18 protein-coding genes are annotated in these 20,151 nt (G+C 33.8%); 10 read left to right on the top strand and 8 right to left on the bottom strand.

Going from position 1 to position 20,151, the window contains the following annotated elements:
* The first annotated feature begins 368 nt into the window (after window positions 1-368).
* On the top strand, window positions 369-1,172 hold the full coding sequence (locus B0I10_RS00585) for an SDR family oxidoreductase (protein ID WP_112084546.1): 804 nt from the start codon (window positions 369-371) through the stop codon (window positions 1,170-1,172).
* Between the two features lie 228 nt (window positions 1,173-1,400).
* Window positions 1,401-2,057 carry a fructose-6-phosphate aldolase gene (gene fsa / locus B0I10_RS00580; RefSeq protein ID WP_112084545.1) on the top strand — a complete coding sequence of 219 codons (657 nt, stop codon included), beginning with the start codon at window positions 1,401-1,403 and terminating at the stop codon, window positions 2,055-2,057.
* 64 nt (window positions 2,058-2,121) lie between these two features.
* On the opposite strand, the gene B0I10_RS15885 is transcribed toward fsa, so the two are convergent.
* The gene (locus tag B0I10_RS15885; RefSeq protein WP_394336149.1) at window positions 2,122-2,625 is read right to left on the bottom strand and encodes a TlpA family protein disulfide reductase; all 504 of its coding nucleotides are present in this window, start codon (window positions 2,623-2,625) and stop codon (window positions 2,122-2,124) included.
* Between the two features lie 1,058 nt (window positions 2,626-3,683).
* Between B0I10_RS15885 and B0I10_RS00570 the strand changes: the two genes are divergently transcribed.
* The 5 genes from B0I10_RS00570 to B0I10_RS00550 all read left to right on the top strand — a co-directional run bounded on the left by B0I10_RS00570 (window position 3,684) and on the right by B0I10_RS00550 (window position 8,201).
* A complete protein-coding gene (locus B0I10_RS00570; protein ID WP_112084543.1) occupies window positions 3,684-5,300 on the top strand; it encodes an ABC-F family ATP-binding cassette domain-containing protein in 1,617 nt (538 codons plus the stop codon).
* A gap of 92 nt (window positions 5,301-5,392) precedes the next feature.
* Window positions 5,393-5,956: a bifunctional pyr operon transcriptional regulator/uracil phosphoribosyltransferase PyrR gene (pyrR, locus tag B0I10_RS00565; protein ID WP_112084542.1), complete on the top strand. Its 564-nt coding sequence runs from the start codon at window positions 5,393-5,395 to the stop codon at window positions 5,954-5,956.
* Window positions 5,949-6,875: an aspartate carbamoyltransferase catalytic subunit gene (locus B0I10_RS00560; protein WP_112084541.1), complete on the top strand. Its 927-nt coding sequence runs from the start codon at window positions 5,949-5,951 to the stop codon at window positions 6,873-6,875. The genes pyrR and B0I10_RS00560 overlap by 8 nt, the downstream gene beginning before the upstream one ends.
* Window positions 6,876-6,927: 52 nt before the next feature.
* A complete protein-coding gene (locus B0I10_RS00555; RefSeq protein ID WP_112084540.1) occupies window positions 6,928-7,260 on the top strand; it encodes a ribonuclease Z in 333 nt (110 codons plus the stop codon).
* Window positions 7,261-7,295: 35 nt separating this feature from the next.
* On the top strand, window positions 7,296-8,201 hold the full coding sequence (locus B0I10_RS00550) for a ribonuclease Z (RefSeq protein ID WP_112084539.1): 906 nt from the start codon (window positions 7,296-7,298) through the stop codon (window positions 8,199-8,201).
* 63 nt (window positions 8,202-8,264) lie between these two features.
* On the opposite strand, the gene B0I10_RS00545 is transcribed toward B0I10_RS00550, so the two are convergent.
* The gene (locus tag B0I10_RS00545) at window positions 8,265-9,059 is read right to left on the bottom strand and encodes an alpha/beta hydrolase (RefSeq protein WP_112084538.1); all 795 of its coding nucleotides are present in this window, start codon (window positions 9,057-9,059) and stop codon (window positions 8,265-8,267) included.
* Between the two features lie 49 nt (window positions 9,060-9,108).
* Between B0I10_RS00545 and B0I10_RS00540 the strand changes: the two genes are divergently transcribed.
* Window positions 9,109-9,510, top strand: coding sequence for a TerB family tellurite resistance protein (locus tag B0I10_RS00540; protein WP_112084537.1), 402 nt, complete (start codon window positions 9,109-9,111; stop codon window positions 9,508-9,510).
* A gap of 382 nt (window positions 9,511-9,892) precedes the next feature.
* Here B0I10_RS00540 and B0I10_RS15880 read toward each other — a convergent pair whose 3' ends face one another.
* Together B0I10_RS15880 and B0I10_RS00530 are read right to left on the bottom strand one after the other, a co-directional pair.
* Window positions 9,893-10,210 carry a DoxX family protein gene (locus B0I10_RS15880; RefSeq protein ID WP_394336148.1) on the bottom strand — a complete coding sequence of 106 codons (318 nt, stop codon included), beginning with the start codon at window positions 10,208-10,210 and terminating at the stop codon, window positions 9,893-9,895.
* Between the two features lie 23 nt (window positions 10,211-10,233).
* Complete coding sequence (locus B0I10_RS00530; protein WP_112084536.1) at window positions 10,234-10,581, bottom strand: DoxX family protein; 348 nt, start codon at window positions 10,579-10,581, stop codon at window positions 10,234-10,236.
* A gap of 1,175 nt (window positions 10,582-11,756) precedes the next feature.
* Between B0I10_RS00530 and B0I10_RS00520 the strand changes: the two genes are divergently transcribed.
* Window positions 11,757-13,025, top strand: coding sequence for a T9SS type A sorting domain-containing protein (locus B0I10_RS00520; protein ID WP_181456863.1), 1,269 nt, complete (start codon window positions 11,757-11,759; stop codon window positions 13,023-13,025).
* Window positions 13,026-13,244: 219 nt separating this feature from the next.
* On the top strand, window positions 13,245-13,679 hold the full coding sequence (locus B0I10_RS00515; RefSeq protein WP_112084533.1) for an Hsp20/alpha crystallin family protein: 435 nt from the start codon (window positions 13,245-13,247) through the stop codon (window positions 13,677-13,679).
* A gap of 68 nt (window positions 13,680-13,747) precedes the next feature.
* On the opposite strand, the gene B0I10_RS00510 is transcribed toward B0I10_RS00515, so the two are convergent.
* The 4 genes from B0I10_RS00510 to B0I10_RS00500 all read right to left on the bottom strand — a co-directional run bounded on the left by B0I10_RS00510 (window position 13,748) and on the right by B0I10_RS00500 (window position 20,005).
* Entirely contained in the window at window positions 13,748-14,245 is a 498-nt protein-coding gene (locus B0I10_RS00510) for a hypothetical protein (RefSeq protein ID WP_112084532.1), read from the bottom strand.
* Window positions 14,246-14,282: 37 nt separating this feature from the next.
* A complete protein-coding gene (locus B0I10_RS00505) occupies window positions 14,283-16,823 on the bottom strand; it encodes a hypothetical protein (protein WP_112084531.1) in 2,541 nt (846 codons plus the stop codon).
* Window positions 16,824-16,825: 2 nt separating this feature from the next.
* On the bottom strand, window positions 16,826-16,984 hold the full coding sequence (locus tag B0I10_RS15590; RefSeq protein ID WP_181456862.1) for a hypothetical protein: 159 nt from the start codon (window positions 16,982-16,984) through the stop codon (window positions 16,826-16,828).
* A 132-nt stretch (window positions 16,985-17,116) separates the two neighbouring features.
* Window positions 17,117-20,005, bottom strand: coding sequence for a response regulator (locus tag B0I10_RS00500; RefSeq protein ID WP_112084530.1), 2,889 nt, complete (start codon window positions 20,003-20,005; stop codon window positions 17,117-17,119).
* Between the last annotated feature and the right edge of the window lie 146 nt (window positions 20,006-20,151).

Genomic DNA, 20,151 nt, shown 5'->3' with positions numbered 1-20,151 from the left:
TTGAAATGCTTGAGTTCAAACCTCCGCTTCACAAAGTCTGCTTAGTAACGACGCTCCGCAAATGTCTCCGGACTTTGCGGAATGTAAGGTAGTCATTACTTTTGTATTTCATTAATAAATTAAGCTTTGCTATCTAATGCCATATCTTTCCTTAGTAGCGTATAATTTTACATAAAAATAATAAAATTTCGACAATTTCTTACTTTATTTTTACTACTTTAAATTTCGCAAAGTCAAGACATTTGCCTTTTCATAGGAAATCTTTTTTAGAACTCGTTGAGGAGCAAGGTTAACAAATAACAAATAACAGAAAACCGACAACCGACAGCCGATAACTTTTTCACTATATTTGCTTTTTAAACCCAACCATGTCAAAAGTAATTCTCATCACTGGCGGTTCCAGCGGAATTGGTAAATCAATTGGCACTTTTCTACATCAAAAAGGCTATGTTGTTTATGGAACAAGTAGAAATCCTAATCAAGTGAAAGATTCCGTTTTTCAATTGTTAGAATTGGATGTACGTGATGTGAACAGTATTAAAAATGCCATTTCCGAATTAATTCAAAAAGAAGGCAAATTGGATGTTGTCATCAATAATGCCGGAGTCGGAATTACCGGTCCGCTTGAAGAAATTCCAACCCAAGAAATCAAAAACAATTTTGAAACCAATTTTTTTGGTCCGATTGAAGTGATAAAAGCTGTTTTGCCTCAAATGAGAAGTCAAAAATCAGGCTTAATAATCAATATTACTTCTATTGCCGGTTATATGGGTTTGCCTTATCGGAGTGTGTATTCTGCCTCCAAAGGTGCGTTGGAACTCATTACCGAAGCCATTCGAATGGAAGTCAAATCGTTCGGCATTCAATTAACCAATGTGGCTCCCGGTGATTTTGCTACCAATATAGCTTCAGGTCGTTATCATGCTCCTTTAAATGATGAATCATCTTACGAAATTCCTTATGGAAATACACTAAAAATGATGGATGAACACGTTGATTCAGGTAGTAATCCCAACGAAATGGCCTTTGCAATTCATAAAATAATTGAAACTTCCAAACCGAATGTTCATTATAAAGTTGGGAGTTTTATGCAACGTTTTTCAGTTGTTTTAAAACGAATTTTGCCTGATAAAATGTATGAAAAAATGTTGATGAGGCATTACAAACTTTAAATTGTGGTTGTTGCTCCATCTCTCTAATTTTCTCGCATTGAAAAAATGAAAGAAAATCTCGCAAAGACGCAAAGACGCAAATTTCCGGACGTAGTTTTTGCGACTTTGCGACTTTACGTGAGATAAATTGAACGCTTGTTTGAAGAAAAACTTGAAACTTGAAACTTGAAACTTGAAACTTGAAACAAAAATAGTAACTTTGCATCCGAATTTAAACACAACTCACATATGAAATTTTTTATTGACACCGCCAACCTCGATCAAATCAAAGAAGCTCAGGCTTTGGGTGTTTTAGATGGAGTAACAACCAATCCGTCTTTGATGGCCAAAGAAGGCATCAGCGGAAAGAATAATGTTTTAAAGCATTATGTAGATATTTGTAACATTGTAACCGGCGATGTAAGTGCCGAAGTAATCGCAACCGATTATGACGGAATGATAAAAGAAGGCGAAGAGTTATCGGAATTACACGATCAAATCGTTGTAAAATTACCAATGACTAAAGAAGGTATCAAAGCATGTAAATATTTCTCAGATAGAGGAGTAAAAACGAATGTAACGTTGGTTTTTTCTGCCGGACAAGCTTTGTTAGCAGCGAAAGCAGGAGCTACGTATGTTTCGCCATTTATTGGAAGGTTGGATGATGTTTCTACTGATGGTTTAGCTCTTATCGAAGAAATCCGTGATATTTATGACAACTATGGTTATGATACACAAATTTTGGCTGCTTCAGTTCGTCACACAATGCACATTGTGAATTGTGCAAAAATTGGTGCCGATGTAATGACCGGACCATTATCAGCCATTTTAGGATTGTTAAAACATCCGTTAACAGATATTGGTTTGGCTCAGTTTTTAGCCGATCATGCAAAAGCAAATCAATAGTTTTTAAACATAAAAAAATCCCGTAATTTTTTCAAGTGACGGGATTTTCTATTTTATAATTTTTCTATTTTAAATTCTCTGCAAATTTCACATCAAACAGGTTTACAAAACCATTATGAATTTTTCCGGTTTCATCTAAAATGATGGTGCGGTGCAATTTTGTAATTACCCATTTATCTTTTAATTCTTCAAAATTATCGGCTCTAAATTCATTGATCGTTCCAAATCTGTGATTTTCTAACACTTTTTTCCATTTCGTTTGATCTTCATCAATATTAATAGCTACAAACTGATAATCAGGATTGTTTTTGTGAAAATCCAATGCCTTTTTGTGAACGGCTAATAAATGTGATTCTGCATTTTCTGTCCAAAAGAAAATAACAGTTTTTTTGTTTAAAATGGTTTGACTATTGATTTTATTACCATTTAAATCAATCAGCGTAACGGCTGGTAAATCATTTCCAAGTGACAGGTATTGTATGGAAGAACCGATTTTATTAATCTCGTTTTGTTTGCCTTTATCTGTGGACAGTTGGTTGTAACGTGCTAGGAATTTTTGATTATTCACAATATTTTGATCTTCTAATAAATAGGAAAAAGCAATATTGTCAAGAATTCTATTTTTTATTTTCTCATTCTTAAAAAGCGTATCGGCAATGTTTAATTTGTGAATGTGTTGCACTAAATCTTCGTCCTCCAAATTTGATGAAATGGGTTGACTAAAGGAAACATTTCCTAAAAAATGGGTTAAGTATCGAACAAAGGGCGAATAATTTACTAATGACTTATTGTTAAAATCAACTTCATTTCTATGGTTGTAATAATTGGCAGGGAGCTTATTCGCAACATTTGCACCCGTTCTCATTTTGTGAGCCATCGGATAAATTTCTTTCTTAGAAAAATGATGAAATTTCAGCATTGTTTTCGCATACAAATCAAAGTCATCATTCCATTTAATTTTCTCTTTTTTGGAATTATAAAACTTTGCTTTACTGTCGTAGGATGAATCACAATTTGAGATAAATTTATCTACATCATAATCAAAAACATCAAACATTTTATTTTTGTCGTCTTCATTTTTGAGATAAAGTTCCATCAAAAAGTTATTCTTTTCATCACCGCGGCCACAAAACACTATCGATTCATCAAATTCAATCGGATTAATGCGAACCATTAAACTGTCGTTTTTATCAAAGTAAACATATTGATATTCAGGTTCATGCTTAAAAGTATATAAACCGGGAGTTAACGAATCAAATTTCTTAATAAATCGATTGTTTTTATCCAAAAAAAGAGTATCAATAACTTCATCGTCTTTTAGAAACAAGACAAAGTTACTTTTGGGATTAATTACTTCACCACCAAAATAAGCTGTATAATTATCTTTGTCAAATTCTTTTTGACATCCAATAACTACAAACAGTATGGAAATGGGTAAGAAGGAAAGTATTTTTTTTGAATAGGCAATCATTATGTGGTATTAGATTATAGCAAAAGTATTTTTTCTACCGTTTATATCTTGTTAACAGACAGTTAAATTAAACCTATATTTATTCTAAATAACTGTGGTTTAAAAGTGCTTTATTTTTTCTACTTTTGCAACGCTTTTTAAAATATAGAAAACACATGTTGACAGTTTCAAATTTATCGGTTCAGTTTGGCAAAAGAATTTTGTTTGACGAAGTAAATGTAACCTTCACACAAGGCAATTGCTACGGAATTATAGGGGCAAATGGTGCAGGAAAATCCACGTTTATGAAAATTATTTCAGGCGATATGGATCCAACCTCCGGTCGTATAATTTTGGAACCCGGAAAAAGAATGTCGGTTTTAAACCAAAATCACAATATGTTTGATGAACATACGGTGTTGGAAACGGTTCTAATGGGGAATAAAGTTTTATATGCCGTTAAAACAGAAATGGATGCGTTGTATGCCGATTATAATGATAGCAATGCCGATAAAATTGGTGAATTGCAAGTGCAATTTGAAGAAATGAATGGTTGGAATGCCGATTCAGATGCGGCTTCAATGCTTTCAAATTTAGGAATTTCTGCTGATTACCACTATAATTTAATGGGTGAATTGGAAGGGAAATTGAAAGTTCGTGTCCTTTTAGCTCAAGCTCTTTTTGGGAATCCTGACGTCTTGATTATGGATGAGCCTACCAACGATTTGGATTTTGAAACCATTGGATGGTTAGAGAATTTCTTAGCCAATTATGAGAACACCGTTTTGGTTGTCTCGCATGATCGTCACTTTTTAGATGCAGTTTGTACGCATGTTTCGGATATCGACTTCGGAAAAATAACCCATTATTCAGGAAACTATACTTTTTGGTATGAAAGTAGCCAATTAGCCGCCAAACAACGAGCACAACAAAACAAAAAAGCAGAGGAGAAGAAAGCTGAATTAGAAGAATTTATCCGTCGTTTTAGTGCCAATGTAGCCAAATCAAAACAAGCTACTTCCCGTAAAAAAATGATTGAAAAATTAAATTTAGATGAAATAAAACCTTCGAGTAGAAGATATCCAGCCATTATTTTTGACCAAGAGCGAGAAGCCGGTGATCAAATTTTAAATGTGGTTGGTTTGAGTACTTCTCAAGAAGGAGAAGTGTTGTTTAAAAACATCGATTTAAACATGGCCAAAGGTGATAAAGTGGTTGTTTTTTCTAAAGATTCACGAGCTACTTCCGCTTTTTATGAGATTTTAAACGGAAACTTAAAAGCAGATTCCGGAACTTTTGATTGGGGAATTACAACCATTCAATCCTATTTACCTGCTGATAATCATTCCTTTTTTGAAAATGATTTAACCTTAGTAGATTGGTTACGCCAATGGGCAAAAACCGAAGAAGAACGCGACGAAGTTCATGTGCGAGGCTTCTTAGGAAAAATGATTTTTTCCGGTGAGGAAGCTCTCAAAACCGGTCGTGTTTTGTCCGGTGGAGAAAAAGTACGTTGTATGATTTCAAGAATGATGATGCTTCGTGCCAACGTTTTAATGCTAGACGAACCAACCAATCACTTGGACTTGGAATCGATTCAAGCGTTCAACAATTCCTTAAAGAACTTCAAGGGTTCGGTATTGTTTACTACACATGACCACGAATTTGCTCAAACTGTTGCTAATCGCGTAGTTGAAATTACACCAAATGGAGTAATCGACCGCTATATGACCTTTGATGAATATTTAGAAGATGAAAAAGTAAAAGAATTAAGAAAGAAAATGTATTCATAATGATAAATAGAATCCTGAGACGTTGTTTCGGGATTTTTTTTAAATCCAAATCGTAAAAAAAATTATATCTTTACACACCAAACACCACCACCATGAGTCAAAAAGTATTGCTCACTTCCAAAGAAGTCAATATCATTCTCCATCGTTTGGCCTGTCAGCTGATTGAAAAACACCTTGATTTCACAGATACGATCATTATTGGATTACAGCCGCGTGGTTCTTTTTTAGCCAAACGGATTGTTAAATTATTGCAGGAAGAATACAACATCAACACCATACAATTCGGATTGTTAGACATCACTTTTTTTAGAGATGATTTCCGTCGTGGCGAAAAACCGTTGGAAGCCAACAAAACCGAAATTGATTTTATTGTAGAAGATAAAAAAGTCATTTTTATTGATGATGTTTTATATACCGGCCGAAGCATTCGTTCTGCTTTAACTGCCATTCAATCCTTCGGAAGACCAAGCGAAATTGAGCTTTTGGTACTCATTGATAGACGATTTAGCCGTCATTTGCCCATTCAACCCGATTACAGAGGAAGACAAGTGGATGCCATTAACAACGAAAAAGTAAAAGTTTGCTGGACTGAAAATGAAGGCGAAGACACCGTATATTTAGTAACTACTAACACACAAACACCTGAAAATGTCTGAACTAACTGTCAACCATTTATTAGGCATAAAATACCTTCAACCGGAAGATATTCAACTTATTTTTGAAACAGCCGATCATTTTAAAGAAGTGATTAATCGTCCGATTAAAAAAGTTCCGTCTTTACGGGATATTACCATTGCCAATATCTTTTTTGAAAACAGTACACGGACGAAATTATCATTCGAACTGGCTCAAAAAAGACTTTCTGCTGATGTGATTAGTTTTTCTGCGGCTCAATCATCCGTCAAAAAAGGGGAAACCTTAATTGATACCGTCAATAATATTTTGGCTATGAAAGTGGATATGGTCGTCATGCGTCACGCCAATCCGGGAGCCGCTTATTTCCTTTCTAAAAATGTAAAAGCAAGTATTATCAATGCCGGAGACGGAGCACACGAACATCCTACACAAGCGTTATTAGACAGTTATTCTATAAGAGAACGATTAGGCGAAGTAGGCGGAAAAAAGGTTGTAATTGTGGGTGATATTCTGCATTCCAGAGTAGCACTTTCAAATATTTTTGCGCTGCAAATGCAAGGAGCAGAAGTGAAAGTGTGCGGACCAAAAACACTAATCCCAAAACACATTGAAAGTTTAGGTGTTTCGGTTGAACCCAATTTGAGAAAAGCTCTAGAATGGTGCGATGTAGCCAATATGCTTCGTGTGCAAAACGAACGAATGGATGTCAATTATTTTCCATCAACAAGAGAATATGCGCAACAATATGGTGTAGATAAAGCACTTTTGGATTCACTTAGCAAAGAAATTGTCATCATGCATCCCGGACCAATCAACCGTGGAGTTGAAATCACAAGTGATGTAGCCGACTCCAAACAATCCGTTATTTTGGAACAAGTTGAGAACGGTGTCGCTATTAGAATGGCAGTAATTTACCTTTTGGCTTCTAAAATTAAATAATTTTTTGTAACTTAGAGCCTCAGAACCTTAGTACCTCAGCACCTTAAAATACATGAAAGTCGAACAAAAAGGACATACTACCATTTTAAAAAACACCCAAGGTGACTGCGAAGCTTTTCTTGAAAAAGTCACTTCGCAGCATACTAGTTTTAAAAGTCAGAATCTCATTTTAGATATGTCAAAAGACAAGGATGTGGATTTAAAACAAATACAATTGTTCAATGATTTATCCAAAACCCATAAAAAAGGAAAAAAATCATTTGTCATGGTGGTTCAAGATATTAATTTTAATGATGTTCCAACCAAATTAACCGTTGTTCCTACACTATTAGAAGCCCACGACATTATTGAAATGGAAGAAATTGAACGTGATTTGGGTTTTTAACCGACAACAAATAACCGACAACCGACAACTTCCTTATGAAACTTACCATCCTCGGCTGTTACGCCGCCACACCACGCACCATCACCAATCCAACTTCACAAGTGTTAGAAATTAAAAACCGTATGTTTTTGATTGATTGTGGAGAAGGAACGCAAGTGCAATTGCGGAAAAACAAAATCAAATTCTCAAAAATCAATCACATCTTTATTTCGCATTTACACGGTGATCATTTTTTTGGTTTGGTGGGATTGATTTCTACGTTTATGTTGCTTAATCGCGAAAGTGATTTGCACGTTTACGGCCCAAAAGGTGTGAAAGAAATTATATTGTTGCAATTACGAGCAGGAAATTCATTTACGGGTTACAACCTTTATTTCCATGAATTAGAGTCAAAAGAAAGCGAAGTTTTGTTTGAAGATGAGAAAGTTATCGTTAAAACCATTCCGCTCAAACACCGCATTTACACCAACGGATTTTTATTCCAAGAAAAAAATAAAGAACGAAAATTGAACATTGATAAAATTCAACACCTTGGAATTGATGTCGTTTACTACCAAAAAATAAAATACGGAGGAGATATCACTTTAGATAATGGAACAATTATTCCCAATCACGAAATTACTTTTGACCCCGAACACGAAAAAAGTTATGCTTTTTGTTCGGATACGGTTTATGACGAGAATTTAATTTCATTAATTGAAAACGTGGATGTGTTGTATCATGAAGCTACTTTTTTAGAAAAGGAATCTCATCTTGCTGAAAAAACGATGCATACAACAGCCAAGCAAGCCGCTACAATCGCTTTAAGAGCCAATGTTAAAAAGTTGGTACTTGGGCATTACTCTACCCGTTACGAATCCATTGAACTGTTTAAAACAGAAGCAGAAACTATTTTTACAAATGTACTTTTGGCGGAGGATGGCAAGGAGTTTGAATTTTAGAAATTATTTTTTACTCATTTTTCAATAGCTGTTTTCAAATACAACTGTTTTCAAATACAACAACTATTTTAACAGCCACCTAACAGCTTCCCCAAAATTTTCCCGCCACAACTTTTCATTGTGTTTTCCATCTTTGATAATGACTTGTTTAAAATTTGATTTTTTATACATTCGTTTTTCAACCAAAGTGGTCATTTTAGTCAAATCACTTACCATGTCTTCGCTTTCACTGTCGCCACAGAGGAAATAGAGCTTTGCATTTATTTTTTCTTTGTTTTCTGTCAACGCAAAAATATCATTTGTAAACCAAAAAGAAGGAGAGAAGACACCCGCTTTTTCAAATACTTCCGCATACTTTAACACCGCATAGTACGAAACCAATCCGCCCAACGAACTACCGAAAATAGTGGTGTGTTTGGCTTTTGTTTTGGTTCGATAGGTTTTATCAACGTGCGGTTTTAACGAAGTTACAATAAAATCTAAATACGCATCTGCATTACCACCACCGTATTTTTCATGTTGATAGGGTGTCAATTCTTCCAAACGTTTTTCGTTTCCGTGTTCGATACCAATCACAATGACGTTTAATTTTAAGCTATCTAAGGTTTCATCCACGTTCCATTCGCCGGCATAAGAAGTTTGGGCATCAAACAGATTTTGAGCATCGTGCATATAAATTACCGGATAATTTCGGGTTTGTTTCGAATAGTCTTTTGGGAGATATACCCATATTTTTTTGGTGGTTTTCAGTTGCGGTGATTCTATCTCGAAAGTTGCATAGCGTTTTTGACTCCAAACATTCTGACTCATAAAAACGAGTAAACTTAGTAGTAGGCGTAACGAGAAAATTAACTTCATTTTTTGATAAATTAAATGGAAAAACTAAATTAGCCAAAAATAGGGTTTTATGATTACTTACAAAGAAAAATTAAGTTTATTGGGCGACATGATTGAATTGTCTAAAGTTGACGGACAATTACATGACCGCGAGTATGAGTTTATCAAAATGGTGGCTGAAGAACTTAAAGTTCGAGCCGCTGATTTTGAGGAATTATTTTCAATTCCAAACGAACTCTTGGTTTTTAAGTCGGAATTTAAACGTATTGAGCATTTTTATCGCTTAGCCTTACTTTCGCATTGCGATAACCATCACCATGACCGTGAACATGAATTTATGTATCAGTTAGGTTTAAAATTAGGACTAAATCCTTTTTCCATTAAGCGTGTTTTACATGAGATTGAAAAATCACCTACGCGAATGATTGAAGCTGATTTGTTGTTTGGGATTTTTAAGGAGCAGCACAATTGATAAGTTTAGATGATTACAGTTTTAAAGTTTAAAATATTTTCAGTTTAAAAGGGAATCTGTGCCGTTTTATGATTTTTAAATATTGGATTGGACCTATCAAAATCTTATCGTATTTACGAAAGGAGAAATTTTCAATTTTTAATGAGCAGTAATACAGTTTCTAAATCCTTAAAAACTTCATCAATTGTTATTCTTTTTTTATTTAATGGCAGCAGAAGAATCTTCAGTTTGCATTTTAGACTCGAATCTAAATTATTAGCAAAGCAAATGTAGACTTAATTGTTTGGTGCAAGTTGAATACACCGCAGCTCGCACCAATTCAATCGATTATTGAATAGTCTTTACTGCATTTATTAAATTAGAGTTGCATTGAAATTTGAATTTATTTTATCGATGCTAAGAAAATATATAAATTCAGCAACATAAAAAATCCTGCTGGTATCGAAATCCAGATGCTATCTTTTAATTTTATCCTTACAATCAAACCACACAACATAAGTAAACAGAGTCCTAGAGACGATAATGTTAAAAGTATATTGTGGACTAAGCCTAATAATAAACCCGTCGCACCAATAAATTCGATGATAATTGTTAATAAGCCAAGCTTTTCTAAATTAAAACGTTTGAATTCGTTTTTCATATGAGGTGATATGAAATAAGAAATTATGTAGGCATAAAAAGAAAAACTTGACAGTAGCACACAAAGTGTGAGAAGCGTCACTTTCAAAATGATTGCGTTGAACCTACTGCAATGATTGCAGACAAAATCAACAGAATTAAAGAAGGTAGGTGTTTGCTAAAGGGATTTTTAATTTTGAAATGGAAATATTGAGCAGCAATCATAAATAAACCCATAAAAACAGCTGAAATTTGCACTAATGACGGGTGCCAAACACCTGCAATGAGCAATGTCGATACGGCAATTTTAGATGTTCCCACAAAGTTGCGGGTGATATCACTTAATCCAAATTGTTTAAATTCTTTGGCTACATTATCAAATCTAAAAACCCAAACATAGACTACGGATAGTCCTAAAACAAATTGTATTACGTTTAAAAAAACAGTTCCCATTTTCTGTATTTGTTGCGTTATAGTTGCTTTTTCAAGATCAATAGCTCTGTTTTCACAAGCCCTGTATTTTACATAAGGCCGATTCGTTTCAAAAACGTATTCATTTTTCGATTATGACTAAAGATAAAATTTTAAAAAAACAAAGTTTATTTTTTTTTATCTTTTTTGAAATCCCAGCCGTCAGTAAGAGCATAACTGAAAGCAACACCGAATAGTATTGTTATAATTCCGGCAAAATAGGGTATAAAATCAGTCATTATTTTTGTTATTTATTAGTTTCAAATAAATACCAAATGCTAAAATACTTGGAACCCATAGCCCAATAAAAATCGCCTGATCTGTATTTCCAGTAAAAAACAATATCTCGGCGTAAACCAGCGAGAGCATAGCTGAAATAAAGAGTAATTTGTCTGTGAGTGTAAATTTCTTAAACATGCTTTTAAATTTCTTTACCTACTCATATGGCTTTTCAGGAGACGCCCCGTTTTTTTTAGTGGATTCTGGACTCCACTTAAGATTTTAAGTTGTTGTCAACAATCGACAAATTCTTATTCTCAAAGATACAATTTAATTTGACAAATATGAGGTTTTATAATTTCTTGCAATTAAGTGAGGTTTGTTCGTGCAGAGGGTAACTTCTTTAAGATTATCAAGATAAAATTTCTTCGCATTTTGAATTTTAATCGAACTTTCAACGGTCATATTTCTGCTATTTTCTTAACTCCTCTTTTATTAAAAATAGATTTTGAAGAAAATGCAATTTCAATTTTTATCGTTTAGAATTCTTCGGTTTTTAATTTACTTACTATCAATCGGAAAATTCAAAAGAATAATAAAACTAGGTGAAATAAAAGAAGAATTTAAAACTGTTTAATAGGTGTTAATTTAAAATCCTCGCTAAAGAAAATATCTTCGTCTGATTTCTATAGACTTACTGATTTATTTTTGAATTTTCATGCCAAAGTATTTTAGGTGATACAAGCATTAGTAAGCGTGGGTATTGCTAAAGAAATAGCTATAAACTACAGTTTTTTAATTTTCACAAATCTACTTTTCTAAGCTTTAAACATTAGTTAAATATCTATCATTTTAATATTTGTATTTATTATTGTAATAGCTTTAACGTAAATAATTGCGGAATCAATAATATTTTAGGTTTATCAAAATTTATGGCTATGAAAAATACACTACTATTAATCGGAATTTTGGCAACCGCATTTCAAATTAATGCTCAATCCACTGATGAATTGTACACGGTTGTGTCGAAGTATAATGCTCAATCCGGATCAACTACCCGGATGGGTAAATTAAATCCCACCGATGGAACTGTTGCAAATGTGGGGGAGGCAACCAGTCCAAATATTTTTAATGTGACCGGTGGTTCATTGAATCAATCATCCAATCGATTTAATCTAGTTTCTACTAATTTTATGATGTCGTTTGATATTTTTACAGGAGATATTGTGGACGAATTACCCATCCATAGTTTTTTTGAAGGAACTACCTTTTTTGCGAATGTTCGTTATAATAATTCAAACAACAAACTCTATGGTTTAGCAAGCACCTTCGCAGAAAATAATCAATTAATTGGTATGTATTTGGCGGAATTGAATAGCGAAAATGGCGATTTAACCCAACTTTCGCAAACGTCCATTGGTTCAGGTTATCAATTGGCAGGAACTGCAATAGACCCTGAAGAAATGGTGTATTATTACTCAACCGGATCAAAATTTATGGGGATCGATTTATATAACGGAGCAGTTTACAGCAATCCGGACATTGTTTTTAGTCATCCAAATGAGTTTAATTTTACGAATTTCAGCTATAATTGTGCCGATCAAACGGTTTACGGTTTGGTGGTAGAAAACACGCAAGTTCAAAATCCTGATGTTTCGTTTCCTTTCTCGATTTATCTAATGCGTTTCGGGAAAATTAATCCTACCACCGGTGAAGTGACAAACATTTCTGAAGTTCCGTTGCCAACCGCTGTGTATTCAGTAAATGGCGGATCTACAATCGATCCAATTACAGGGACTTACTATTTTAATAATGGTTCTAATGTGTTTGGCATCTCGCTTGAAACAGGACTTGTTACAAGTAATACGGTCATCAATAATGAAGAAGGTTCGGTTATCAATATGATGACAAATTACAACAATTGTCTAGGAGCAATTGCGACACGTCCGGATTCAACATTGAATCTACCGCCATCAGATTTGGAAGCTAGAATCTCACTATATCCAAATCCAACTACAAGTATGCTCATGATTACTTCATCATTAGCTATTGATGCATTGGAAGTGATTGATATGCATGGAAAAATAGTGAAAAGCAGTCATAATCCAAGCAATAATCTAGACGTGCAAGACTTGCAAGCGGGTGTTTATTTCTTGAAACTTATTGCAGGAAATGTAATAGAAAACAGGAAATTTGTAAAGAACTAAAGGTGGGTCGTAAACTAAATTTCGATGCTTTCTAATCCTTTTCAGATAAAATTCAACATCCTGAAAAAATGTCTGTTAAAACCTTGTTAATCAAGCTGTAAAACTGAATTTTTGACGGTTTTTGTGTGGAAAAAATGTCAATTTGACTTAAATAGTGAACTGGTATAAACTTTGTCTGTAGTAAGTCAAAAGAAATGTTTAACCATAAATAATAAAGTTATGACACTTGTAAAAACAAACAATCGTTTTGCGTTCCCATCATTAATTGATGAATTTTTAAAACCTGATTGGATGGGTGGAGTGGAACGCTTTAATGTAAATGTTCCAGCAGTGAACATCAAAGAAACTGACACTACCTTTGTAGTGGAGTTAGCCGCTCCCGGCAAGAAAAAAGAAGATTTCAACATTGAGTTGGATGATAACGTATTGACTATTTCATCTGAAGCAAGTTCTGAAAACGAAGAAAAAGACAAAGAAGGGAAATATACCCGCAAAGAGTTCAGCTATTCTTCTTTCAAACGTTCTTTTACGCTGCCTGAAATTGTCAATGAATTTGATATCAACGCAACGTATGAAAATGGTGTGCTTCACATCGCTCTTCCCAAACGCGAAGAAGCTTTACCAAAACCAAAACGAATGATCGAGATTGGTTAAAAATAAAGTGGAATAAGAAAAAGCACCTTTCGAGGTGCTTTTGTTGTACTATGGTAAAACGTTAAAAATTATGGCACAATCGGCACAGCATTAAAATAGCCATTTATTGAAGTGATGCCTTTGTAATCAATTCCGGCTCCTTCCACTTTAATAATTCCGGAAATTTCAGCAGCATTATTTTGAGTAATTTTTATATAACCGTCATAGGCATACCAAGTATTTGGATTTGATGGCAAGTTATAGGTAAAACTGTTTGAACCGCCAATAAAATAAGTACCAACCTCTATAGAGCTAAGTGGTATTTTTATCACATTAAATGAACCGTCCATTGCGTAGATTACATTGTTAGAAATGACCACAAATGCTTCAGGAACACTGGTGTAAGGCATAACGCCATTGTATCGATAATAAAATTCAGATAATCCCGGAGGTGGCGGTTTTAAAAGACTTGAATTACTGCTGTTGGTTGCATTTTCATTGGTAACAATAGCATCGCTACTGCAAGAAAATAGGCCAGTACTCATAAATAGTACTATTGCAACTGATTTTAAAATTGTTGTTTTCATTTGTATTAAAATTTGATTGTTAAAGTTTTGTGTTGTTTTAAAAAGCTCTTATGGCTCGAACTACATTAGTATCTGATTTATCTTGTTGTCCAAAAGTGCCTGTGAAAGAAAACAAGGAATATGCACTGTTGCCAATATATTCAGTGCTACTCCAATAAAGTGCTGTTCGGGAAATAAGTGTATAGCCTCCTAATCTCAAGGCTTTATTTGCATAATATCGATTGTTGTACAGAATATTTAACTCATCAATACTAGGTATATACCAACCAGCACCAAGCGAAGATACATAGCTTGCGGCTGGGCTACTTGTCATCTGTGCGGTATTAAATGCACCATCTTCCGATCTGTTCGCATTAACTAATGTATTGGTCGTTTGCCAAGCATGAGAAGATTCTGTAAGTGAAACAATAAGTCCATGTTCCAGTCCATCACTACCTTTATATAGTTCAAAAATAATTCCACCAAGGTATAATTCACCTAAATAATGTGTAAAACCGGATGGTGTTGGGTTTTGCCAAGTAGCAACACCATTTAGATCAGATGTTAATACTCTGCCTGCTGCCTGAGTGCCATCAACAATACGTACAGCACCTGAAGTTGCATTTTCCACATGAAGCCTTGTTGATGGTGTTTCGGTACCTAAACCGGTTCTTCCACCCAATATAGGTACCACTATGGCATAATTATTTGCACCACCAGCAGCATAAAATCGAGCTGCAATATTGGTAGCATTGTTAAATCCTGCAGCAGTAAATTGAGAATTATAATATAATTCATTGGTTCCTCCGCCTGTTGAAGTTGTAGTTACAATCAAAGTAGGAGAAACATAACTACCACCTGCAATAATTGATCCTGAAAGATTTGACTTTTTTAACCAACTAGTTATGTAGGGCGAGTTAATATCTTCAATTTCAAATTTTGCATTTGGATTATTAGTTCCTATTCCAATATTTCCAAATGCAGATATTTTCATTCTACTCCTATTATTAGCTCCAAAAACTAAATCTTCATAATCAGTTGTTCCAATAAAATTTTCGGTTGCAGCAACTGGAGAATCAATTGTAGAGGGTGGATTTGTGCCCGCATTACCATTTAATAACCAACCATTGCTACTCGAAGGCGTTTGCCAAGAAAGTGTACCTGTACCGTTGGTTTGTAAAACTTGGTTGGCTGTTCCGTCTGTATTAGGTAAAGTATAAGCTTCGTTAATATTTAATCTTCCGTCTTTAAAAACCGTTAGTGCGTTATGTGTTGCTATTGCCGAAGTGCCATTTCCTAAATTAAACAAGTGATCGTTTCCATCAAGAGTGGTAGAACCAGAAGGCGACATTGTGTACAATCTGTTGAAAACGCCTAAGGTCGTTTCGCCAATAGATTGTGCTGTGGTTCCAAATCCTCCGGAAAACGAATAAGCACCATTGGCAGTAGAAAATCCCGTTGATACACTTGAGTCGCCATTGGCAGTACTCTCTACCATTGCAATGGTGTTCTGTCCATTGGCAATCGAATTATTGAAAGCCGTAGCATATTGTCCTGTTGCACTAGCACTACCAAATGCTGCCGAATCAGCAGCAGTTGCAGATGCAGATCTTCCCATAGCAACAGCATTTTGTCCACTGGCAATAGAGGAGTCACCAGTTGCTACTGAGTTGTTTCCACTGGCAACACTTCCAGCACCACCTGATATGGCATAGTTTCCAAAGGTTGTTGAAAAACCAGTGGCAAGACTACCATAACCATTGGCAGTTGCAATTCCCATTGAAGTTGCATTTTCTTCATTGGCTGTAGAAGTATTTAAAGCGGTAGCATAAGAGGCATTTGCTGTAGAATTTCCCATTGCTACAGAATGCTCTCCTGTTGCTGTTGCACTATTTCCCATTGCCACAGTATTTGTACCACTGGCTATTGAACCTTCGCCCATGGCAAAAGAGCCATAACCTGATGCTGTATTGTTTCTTCCCATAGCGGCTGAATTGGCACCTACATTTGAATTATCCCATTGTGTTCCTGAAACACTACCGGCACGAAATGCATTTTTACCCGGAAAAAACATCATTCTAGTTCCAGCACCTAAATTGGGTACCGTTCCAGCACCATTATTAGCACCATTAAATAGTATTCCATCAGTAGTACTTGCACCTAACTCTACTTGTAATACGGCAGTTGCTGCTGGCGTTGCAGAGCCAATGACTACTTTTCCAAGGTTAAACATATTATCTGTAATCGCATTGGGTGCTACTGTAGTTCCCACTTCATACCAATCATGGTCTGATGGAGCATTTCCGGCAATAGCAGTCCACTGTGAACCATTCCAATAATAAAAACCTGCCACAACATTATTTGGTACAACTCCAGCCGGTGCAATATTATATACCAATGTTGAGGTTTCTAGTGGACCTGCATTTGGGTTAACTACGGTCGTTATATCAAGTGTAGATGTCAGTTGAACTCTTGGAATCAATACACCATTATTTGTTGATTCAACATCCAAAGCTGCTTTTGGAGCCGTTGTATTTACTCCAACTTGTGCAATTGATAAATAAGGCAATAACAGTAAAAGTATTAGAATTTTTTTCATGGTTATTTCTTTTTGAATGTTGTTTTTACGATGAGTTTATTTTTATTGATGATGTTCAATTCATAATTCCCATTGTCTAAATGGTTCACATTAATAATTATCTTCTTATCAAAAAACTGATCAATTTTAGCTTCATATTTAGCCGTTTCTTTTTTTGACATTGAGTAATCGTTTTTGTGTTGATGTAAAAGTATAGGAAGCACAAAAAAATCCCTGTGACTATTGTAACAGGGATTATGATTATTGTAACAAGGTGTTACATCTCAATAAAATTTGGGTCTAAGCAGCGTAATTTAGTTTCTTTCCATGTATTCAGTTGGAGTGCAATGATACATTTCTTTGAAGCATTTTGAAAAATAGGACACATCATTAAAACCAACAGAATAAGCAACTTCGGATATGTTTGCTTTGCCCTTTTTAAGTAATTGTGTGCTTGCTTTTAATCGTTCGTTTCGTAAAAACTCGGAAGTTGAAACACCTAAAAGTGATTTTAATTTACGATGTAACTGCATTCTACTCATACCAATGGAAGCAGCAAAGTCGTCTGAACTAAATTCAGAGTTAGCTAGTTCTTTGATTAAAATGAGTTGCAATTTTTCAATAAATTTTTCTTCTACGGAATTGATAACAATATCCACCGGGCGTAAAACCAATTCCTGACTGTAACGTGTGTGCAGTTTTTTGCGTTCTTCGATTAATTGTAAGACAGTTGCTTTTACGATTTCGTTGTTAAATGGTTTGGTTAAAAAAGCATCGGCGGTACTTTTTAATCCTTCTAAATGAGCTTCGTCTGATGTTTTGGCAGTTAACAGAATAACCGGAATGAAAGAAGTTAATTCGTTGGTTTTAATTTGTTTAGTAAATTCAAATCCGTCCATTTTGGGCATCATGACATCGGAAATAATGCAATCCGGAATTTCTTTCTTGGCGATTTTCAAAGCTTGTTCGCCATCTGCCGCTTCTATAATTTGATAGTTTTCTTTGAAAATGTCTTTCAAAACTGTTCTTACATCTTGATTGTCATCTACAAGCAAAAGAATAGGTAGTTCTGATTCGGTGGTGTTTTGATCACTTAGTGAATGTGTAGTTTCTTTTGATACAACGATAGCATTTGAATTAGATTTCTCTAATGGTAACAGTACTGTAAAACTTAAAAGTCCATTTTCAACGGTTGTTTCAATTTTTCCGTTATACAATTCAACTAATTCTTTCACTAACGCCAAACCAATTCCGACACCTTGATGGTTTTCTTTTTTCTGATAAAAACGTTCAAATAGTTTGGGTAGTTCTTCTTTTTTAACTTCAGAACCTGAATTAGAAACAACCAATTGCAATTGATTGTTTTCTATTTTAGATTGAAAGCTAATTTTTTCATTTTCAGATGTATATTTAATAGCGTTGGAAAGTAAATTGGTTACTATTTTTTCAACCACATCTTTATCAAAATGATGATTTTCTGTGTTTTTTTCAATGGTAGAACTAAATGAAAGTTTATTTTCCTTGGCTTGAAAGGTAAAAGATTCAATGATTGAATTTAAAAACAAACCAATATTTCCTTCTTTTAAAATAAGTTTCAGTTTACCACTATCGAGCTTTGAAAGTTCCAAAAGTTGATCGACTAAATCCAACATTCGATTGGAATTTTTGTCAATTAAATGGAGTTTGTTTTTTTGGTTTTCATCTGAAATCTCGGCTTGCAAACTTTGGACAGGACTTTTAATCAATGTCAACGGTGTTCTAAATTCGTGCGAAATATTAGTAAAAAAGCGAGATTTTAATTCGTTTAACTCATTTAGTTTTTGAGCTATTTTAATTTTAATGCGATAACCATAGAATAAACTTGCTCCTAAAATTGCTAATAAACCTAATAATCCGATGTAAATGTATTTTTGTTTTTCTGCTAATTCATTTTGAGTGGATAGAAGTTGAATTTGTTGTTCTTTTTTTTCTGTTTCGTAAATGGTTTGTAATTCATTGAGATTAGTTAAGTCTGTTTTATTTTTCAAAATAGTATTTATTGAATCTCTGCTACTTATAGCTGTAATTGCCTCTTTCAAATTATTAGATTTCACTAAATAGTCAATTTCAGTAGTTAAAATTTCTATATAATTCCTAGATTCTTTGTTTTTCATTAAAGATTTAGACAATTCAATATCTTCTTTAGCTTCATCAAGCTTATTAAATTTTAAATCTATTCTCGCTCTATTGTTTAACGCTCTTGCATAATCGATGTTATTTTGCGACTTTTCATAGATTTTTATTGCTTCATTAGAATATTCAAGCGATTTGGTGTAGTTTTTTAATTCATAATAACATCTTCCTAAAAAATATGCTCCCATTCCTTTTAGGTTGATATTATTTGTTTCACTATGATATTCGTATGCTTCCAATAAGTATGGTAATGCAGCAGTATAATTTTTTGCTGTCGATTCAATAAAACCACGATTTCGAATAACATTCATTTTTATTGACATATCATTTAGCTTTTCGGCTATTTTGATAGCTTTGTTGTTGTATTCTCTTGCTTTATTATGATTTTCAATGTTAGAATAAATTACACCAATCATATTGATAATGTCGATTTGTGTTTTTAAATCTTCCGGTTTTGTTTTCAATAACGTTTTTTCTGCGAGAATATAATTTTCTAGCCCTAACTTGTAGTATGATCTATCAGCATTTAAAGTTCCTTTTAAATAATATAGAAAATAAAGGTTATCTTTTAAGTTGTGTTTTTTACTGAAATTTATAACATTATTTAAAACTAACTCCGCTTTTTCATGATTGTGAAGTGCTAAATAGTCCTGTGCAATTTGCATTTGAGCTAATTCATAATTTTCATAGTCGTTTATTTTTAAACAATTTTTAGCACACTTTTCAAAATAATAAATCGATTTTTCATTTTCGGCTAACATATCATGATAATAACCATTGTTTAAATCAGCTATAATTTCACATTCTATACAATTGCCGTTTTTGTTTAAATCGTATAAACTTTGAATGTGTTTTTTTGCAATTTTTAAGTCAATGTCTAAATAGAGTTGAATTAAGACATCATATGCTTTTGATTTTTCTTTGTTTTCTTTTTTTGAAGAAATAATTTTAGTCAACGAATCAATTTCTTTCTCATATTGACTGTAAGAAAAATTGCAAATAAAAAACAGAAGTAGATAGACTTTTTTCATAAAATGATGAATTATAAAGTAAATTTATACAATTCTACTTAATATAAATCATTCCGTTTAGTAAATATGTAACAATTTTGTGTTACAAAAATCACAGTATCTTTTTGCTTAATTGCTCACCTACAACGCTTTATTTTTCCTAACTT

It is taken from the genome of Flavobacterium lacus (genome assembly GCF_003268815.1).
GTDB classification, from domain to species: Bacteria; Bacteroidota; Bacteroidia; order Flavobacteriales; family Flavobacteriaceae; genus Flavobacterium; species Flavobacterium lacus.
The sequence above is the reverse complement of the archived record's forward strand: the minus strand, read 5'-3'. Positions and strand labels throughout refer to the sequence as shown.